General features: G+C 61.1%; 8 protein-coding genes. 3 read left to right on the forward strand and 5 right to left on the reverse strand.

Features of this window, described 5'->3' with window-relative positions:
• The 4 genes from WB528_RS02470 to WB528_RS02485 form a co-directional block, all read right to left on the reverse strand.
• Positions 1-216 (reverse strand): SRPBCC domain-containing protein (locus WB528_RS02470; RefSeq protein ID WP_423886842.1); only part of this gene is annotated, 216 nt, incomplete at its 3' end.
• An 8-nt stretch (positions 217-224) separates the two neighbouring features.
• Positions 225-686: an SRPBCC family protein gene (locus tag WB528_RS02475; RefSeq protein ID WP_423886843.1), complete on the reverse strand. Its 462-nt coding sequence runs from the start codon at positions 684-686 to the stop codon at positions 225-227.
• Positions 679-1,149, reverse strand: a complete 471-nt coding sequence (locus WB528_RS02480) for an SRPBCC family protein (RefSeq protein WP_423886844.1) — start codon at positions 1,147-1,149, stop codon at positions 679-681. The genes WB528_RS02475 and WB528_RS02480 overlap by 8 nt, the downstream gene beginning before the upstream one ends.
• The gene (locus tag WB528_RS02485) at positions 1,142-1,456 is read right to left on the reverse strand and encodes an ArsR/SmtB family transcription factor (RefSeq protein ID WP_423886848.1); all 315 of its coding nucleotides are present in this window, start codon (positions 1,454-1,456) and stop codon (positions 1,142-1,144) included. Before WB528_RS02485 ends, WB528_RS02480 begins: the two co-directional genes overlap by 8 nt.
• A gap of 130 nt (positions 1,457-1,586) precedes the next feature.
• On the opposite strand from WB528_RS02485, the gene WB528_RS02490 reads away from it, so the two are divergent.
• Entirely contained in the window at positions 1,587-3,062 is a 1,476-nt protein-coding gene (locus WB528_RS02490) for an LVIVD repeat-containing protein (protein WP_423886845.1), read from the forward strand.
• A gap of 174 nt (positions 3,063-3,236) precedes the next feature.
• Positions 3,237-3,851: a LysE family translocator gene (locus WB528_RS02495; RefSeq protein WP_423886846.1), complete on the forward strand. Its 615-nt coding sequence runs from the start codon at positions 3,237-3,239 to the stop codon at positions 3,849-3,851.
• 73 nt (positions 3,852-3,924) lie between these two features.
• Here the strand turns inward: WB528_RS02495 and WB528_RS02500 are convergent, their stop codons facing one another.
• Entirely contained in the window at positions 3,925-4,734 is an 810-nt protein-coding gene (locus tag WB528_RS02500; protein ID WP_423886849.1) for an N-formylglutamate amidohydrolase, read from the reverse strand.
• A 114-nt stretch (positions 4,735-4,848) separates the two neighbouring features.
• Between WB528_RS02500 and WB528_RS02505 the strand changes: the two genes are divergently transcribed.
• A partial coding sequence (locus WB528_RS02505) for a transglutaminase family protein (RefSeq protein WP_423886847.1) occupies positions 4,849-5,648 on the forward strand: 800 nt, incomplete at its 3' end.

Raw genomic sequence — 5,648 nt, forward strand, 5'->3', positions numbered from 1 at the left:
CGGCTCGCAGGTGATCACTTCGCCACTGATATGCACCGCACCATCAGGTGTCCGCATGATGTAGGCGCCGCCGACCTTCAGCTCGATCTCGACCGCATTGCCGAAAAAATATTTCCGGCTGAATTCGGCCGAGGTCAGCGCCTCCCACACTTTTGGCGGCGTTGAGGCGATGTAGATCGTATAGACCGTCATCGGTTTGAAGTGATCGGTATTCATGGCGCGCCTCACGATTCCATCCTGAGCGCCTCGAAGGGAATTTCGAGCGGTTTGCCGGTTTCGAGAATGCTCTTGAGGCTGGACAGGATCGCGGGCCAGCCTTTCGAAATGCCCGAGTAGAATTTGCTGCCTTCGGCAAAACCTTCGTGGGTCAGTGTCAGCTTGACGAGCTTGCCATAGGGCTCGAGCACGAAGGTCGCGAGCGCCGGAAATTCATTTTTGTATTTGTCCGACTGGTTGATGAAGGTATAGGCGAGCCGCCGCGGCGGATCGACCTCGACGACCTTGCCGGCGTCGGAGACGGTGCCGTCGCTTCGCACCATTTCAAAGGAAGCGCCCACCTTCCAGTCGGACCTGAGACGCGCGCCGAACCAGTAGCGTTGAGTGAAATCGCCGTCGGTCAAAGCGTGCCACAGTTTTTCCGGCGTGGTCTCGATATAGGTCACGTAAATGAATTCGGGCTTAGGCACAGGCCTGCTCCTTCTGCGAGCTCGACTTGAGGCCCGATGGCAGCGGGCGCCCGGTTTCGAGCATGCTCTTCAGGCTCGCGATCACCATCGGCCAGCCTTCCGAAATGCCGAGGTAGGTCTTGCCGCCTTCGCCGAGCTTGTCGTGCATGACCGTCAATTTAACGATGTTGCCGCGCGGTTCGAGATCGAAGGTTACGCGCGAGATTCCCTCATGCTTCAGATCGTCGGAGCAGGCCTCCCAGGTATAGGCGAGTTTCCTCGGCGGATCCGATATCAGCACCTTGCCCTTGGGCGATGGCCTCTCCGGGTGGGTGAACCGATACGGCGATCCTACCTTCCAGTCGGAGATGACGCGGTGGCCGAACCAGTAACGCTCGGTGAAGTCACCGTCGGTCAGCGCATGCCAGAGTTTCTCCGGCGTGGTTTCGATATAGGTGGTGTACACGAATTCCAGCTTACTCATCGCGTTTCTCCAGCTGTCGTTTCAGTTCGCTAAGCGCGGTGAGTTTTCCGCGCTCGAATTTCCTGATCCACCGCTCGCCGATTTGATGGATCGGCACTGGGTTGAGGTAATGCAGTTTCTCGCGGCCTTGCCTGTAGGTCGTGACCAGATTGGCCTCTTCGAGGATCGCAAGGTGTTTGGTGACGGCCTGCCGCGTCATGGCGACACCCTCGCAGAGTTCGTTCAGCGTCTGTCCGTTCCTGGCGTGAAGCCTGTCGAGCAGCGACCGTCGCGATGCGTCGGCGAGGGCCTTGAAGACGTCGTCAATTTCCATGAAGAGGATAATAGGCAACCAATTGGTTGCATGTCAAGAGGGTGTTTTGTTGGCGATAAAAGCCTGTGCTAGGGATCGGCCAGCCAGCACAGATTGGTTCTTTGAAAGCCTGGGTGGGAAAAACATGAACCGTTGCGTCAAACCGGCAATCTGCTTCACAACCTTGCTTCTGCTCTGCGGTGCCGCACAGGCTCAGAGCCAGGCCGTTCAGCCCGAACAGAAAATCGACGCGCAGAAGATCGGGGCTCCGCCCGAAGCCTCCAATATGCGGCTTGTCGGCTATAACGACCTGCAGGCGCGAAGCGCCTATCAGCCGACCGTTCATCATCAGGGCGACCGCTGGATCGCCTATATCGGCCATCACGGCGGTACCGACGAAATTCCCGATCCCGTCAATCCATTGACCGGCAAGGCCGAGCCGAACGGGACCTCGATCGTCGACGTGACCGATCCTGCGCACCCGAAATACCTGCACCACATTCCGGGCCAGGAAGGAAAGTATGAAAGCGGCGGCGCGCAGATGGCGCGCGTGTGCGACGGCAAGCAATTGCCAAAGGGCGATCCGAACGCGGTTTACCTGCTGCGCGCGGTCGGCAACACCGGGCACGAGATCTGGAATGTCGCCGATCCCTCCAATCCGGTTCTCGTTTCTCACATCGGCGAGGGCCTGAAGGACACGCACAAGAACTGGTGGGAATGCAACACCGGCGTCGCCTATCTCGTCTCCGGCAAGCCCGACTGGCGCACCCGGCGCATGACGATGATCTATGACCTCAGCGATCCCGCTCATCCCGTGAAGATCAGGGATTTCGGGCTTCCCGGACAGGAGCCGGGCGCGACCGGCGCGGTGCCGACCGAGCTGCATGGACCGATCTCGGCCGGTCCCGAAGGCAACCGCGTCTATTTCGGGTATGGCACCGACAAAGGCGGCTTCCTGCAAATCGTCGACCGCGCCAAGCTGTTGAACGGGCCAAAGGAGCCGACGCCGGAAAACCTGCGCTATCCGGAAATCTCGCGGATGTCGATGTCGGCCTTCAACGGCGCGCACACGACTTTTCCCATGCTGAAAATGCCGATCGCCGAATTTGCGCACGACAAGGAGCCGACACGCGACATCGTCATGATCGTCGACGAGGAAATCGTCAACGAATGCGCCGAACCGCGGCAGATGGTGTGGTTCGTCGACGTCACGATCGAAACCAGCCCGATGGTGATCTCGAGTTACACGGCCAAGGAAGCGGGCGGCAACTTCTGCGAACGGGGAGGGCGGTTCGGTTCGCATTCCTCCAACGAGAGCATGGCGCCGGTCTACTTCAAGAAGATGGCGTTCATCTCCTTCTTCAACGCCGGCGTCCGCGCGCTCGACATCCGCGATCCCTATCATCCGACCGAGGTCGGCTACTTCATCCCGTCGATCACCGCCAACACCGACAAGCGCTGCGTCAAGATCGACGGCAAGGACCGCTGCAAGGTCGCGATCCAGACCAACAATGTCGAGACCGACGATCGCGGCTACATCTACATCGTCGACCGCGCCAACACCGGCCTTCACATTCTGGAATTGACCGGCGACGCGCGGAAGGATGCCGGGCTGCCGTAGTGAGGGTTTCGATGGCGCAGGCGTAAAGGTCTGCGTCATTGCGAGGAGCGTTAGCGACGAAGATCCAGTCCCTGACTTGGCCAGCCCCTAACCTAGGCTGGATTGCTCGCGGAGCTTGTCATCGGGCGCGCATTCGCGAGACCCGTTGGCTCACAATGACGATTGGTGGTGATCATGTCCCTTCAGCTCTATCTCGCCTACATCGCCGCCTGCATCGGGCTTGCGCTGTTGCCCGGGCCGATTGTGACGCTCGTGATCGCCAATGGCCTGCGCCACGGCACCCGCGCGGCGCTGACCAACATCGCCGGCGTGCAGGCGGCGCTGACGATCGTGATCGGTATCGTTGCGATCGGCCTGACCTCGCTGATGGCGACCATGGGCTACTGGTTCGACTGGCTCCGGTTTGCCGGTGCTGCTTATCTGGTCTGGCTCGGCATCAAGCTGATCCGCAATCCCGTCGAAGGAGTCGAAGCCGAAGCGCCACCGCCGCCGCGCGGCGGGTTTTTCCTGCAAGGCTTTCTGGTCGCACTCAGTAACCCCAAGCTTCTGGTGTTTTTCGGCGCCTTCATTCCGCAGTTCGTGGATATGAGCCGGGACCATTTCTCGCAGGTGGCGCTGCTCGGCGTCACCTTCATGTTTTTCGCAGGCCTGACGGATGCGACCTACGCCTTGCTGGCCGGTCGCGTGCGGTCGTTCTTCTCGGCGCGGCGGACCCGGCTTCTGTCGCGTGTTTCCGGCGGCGCCATGATCGGCGGCGGCATCTGGCTCGCGCTGACGCGGGCCCGCTAACCGGAAACGAAACACACTCCTGCGGCATACCCGATGCGGCTGCGCGTGGACGGCGAGAAGCTTGCGCCTTCAGTTAGGCCGGCAGCAATCCCTGCGCGCGCAAAGTCGCTTCGATCTCACCAAAGATATTCGCAAGCCGGTCCGCCCATTGCGTCTGGCCCGATTGATCCGAAATCAGATCCTGGCGGATTTCGATGCCGGTGTTCATCAGGGAGCGCGCTTCGCCATGCACCGGGATGGTGTAATCGGTCTCGTTACTCACCGCATAAGGTTCGTTGTCGCCGACCACGAGGCCGCTCTGCGCGCGCAAGCCTTTCAATAGCAGCGGCGGCAGGCGGATATCGCTCTGATAGAGCGTGCCGACATGCCAGGGCCGTTTGATGCCGGCATAGACCGGGGTGAAGCTGTGCAGCGAGACCAGCACGGTCGGAATCCCGTCGCGCAAACGTCGCTCGATCGTCTCGCTGATCCGCCGATGATAGGGATCGAAGATCTCGCGGCGGCGTGCTTCCGTCAGCTCGCGCGTGAGGCTCTCGTTGCCGGGAATGACGGTGGCCTCGCTGATGCGTGGAATTGAACTCGGCACATCCGGCGGTCGATTGCAGTCGATGACGAGCCGCGAGTAGGCTTGCGCGATCAGATGCGCGCGGAGCTGAGCGGCAAGCGCGCGAGCCACGCCGGCAACGCCGATGTCCCAGGCAATATGCCGCGTCAGTTCGCTCTCGGCCAGGCCGAGATCGCCGAGTGCGCGCGGAATGGCGCGGCCGAAATGATCCGATGTCAGCAGGAACGGCGAGTTACGCAGCGGGTTCTGTTCCACGACCGGCGGCGGATCGTTTTCGCCGAGGAGTAACGATGTGTCGCCAGCGCCGCCCAAGACCATCTTTTCTTGCCTGTTTGCCTGTTCAAGCGGCATCGCCGATCTCGAAATGTGCAACGATCGGAGCTCGATCGGTATAGATTACATCTTACAAAGCCATAATGATTGCAATCAACGATGCCGCGGCTGACGATTCATCACAAGACCGAATACCGCTATGCGCGCCCCGTCGCATTCGGCGAGCACCGGATCATGCTGCGTCCGCGCGACGGGCACGATTTGCGCGTGCTGTCCGGTGATCTCAGGATCGAGCCTGAGCCGATGTCGCTCCGCTGGATCCACGATGCGTTCGGCAACAGCGTGGCGATCGCAACCTTCGACGAGCGGTTCGACCGCCTCGCCTTCACTTTCACCGCGACCGTCGAGCACCAGCCGGCGGAAGAATTTGCGCTGACGCCGGACGATCCCGCCTATTTCTATCCCTTCCTCTACGACGAGGAGGAGCTTCCCGACCTGCTGCAGTTCATCGCGCCACAATACGGCGATCCGAACGGTGAGTTGTCGGCGTGGGCGCGGAAATTCCTCGACGCGGAAGCGCCAACGCCGACCTTCAATATCCTGAGCCAGATGACGCTGCGCATTCGCGAGACGTTCGCCTACCGCAAGCGGCATGAGCAGGGCACCCAGCACCCGCTCGATACGCTTCAGACGGGCTCTGGTACCTGCCGCGATTATGCGCTCTTGATGATCGAGGCGTTGCGACGGCTCGGCATCGCCGCGCGCTTCGTGTCGGGCTATTTGTTCGTGCCTTCGGAGGAGGAACCGGGCCACCGCGGCGGCGGCTCGACGCATGCCTGGGTCCAGGTCTATCTGCCGAGCGCGGGGTGGATCGAGTTCGATCCGACCAACGGCATCGTCGGCACGCGCGACCTCATTCGCGTGGCGGTTGCTCGCGATCCGCGCCAGGCTATCCCCCT

Source organism: Bradyrhizobium sp., from assembly GCF_049586575.1.
In the GTDB taxonomy this organism is placed as follows: Bacteria; Pseudomonadota; Alphaproteobacteria; order Rhizobiales; family Xanthobacteraceae; genus Bradyrhizobium.

What these genes read in the sequence shown, in the direction of transcription:
- WB528_RS02480 (WP_423886844.1), bottom strand. Translation starts at nt 1,149, where the DNA reads ATGAGTAAGCTGGAATTCGTGTACACCACCTATATCGAAACCACGCCG.
- WB528_RS02490 (WP_423886845.1), top strand. Translation starts at nt 1,587, where the DNA reads ATGAACCGTTGCGTCAAACCGGCAATCTGCTTCACAACCTTGCTTCTG.
- WB528_RS02495 (WP_423886846.1), top strand. Translation starts at nt 3,237, where the DNA reads ATGTCCCTTCAGCTCTATCTCGCCTACATCGCCGCCTGCATCGGGCTT.
- WB528_RS02500 (WP_423886849.1), bottom strand. Translation starts at nt 4,734, where the DNA reads ATGGTCTTGGGCGGCGCTGGCGACACATCGTTACTCCTCGGCGAAAAC.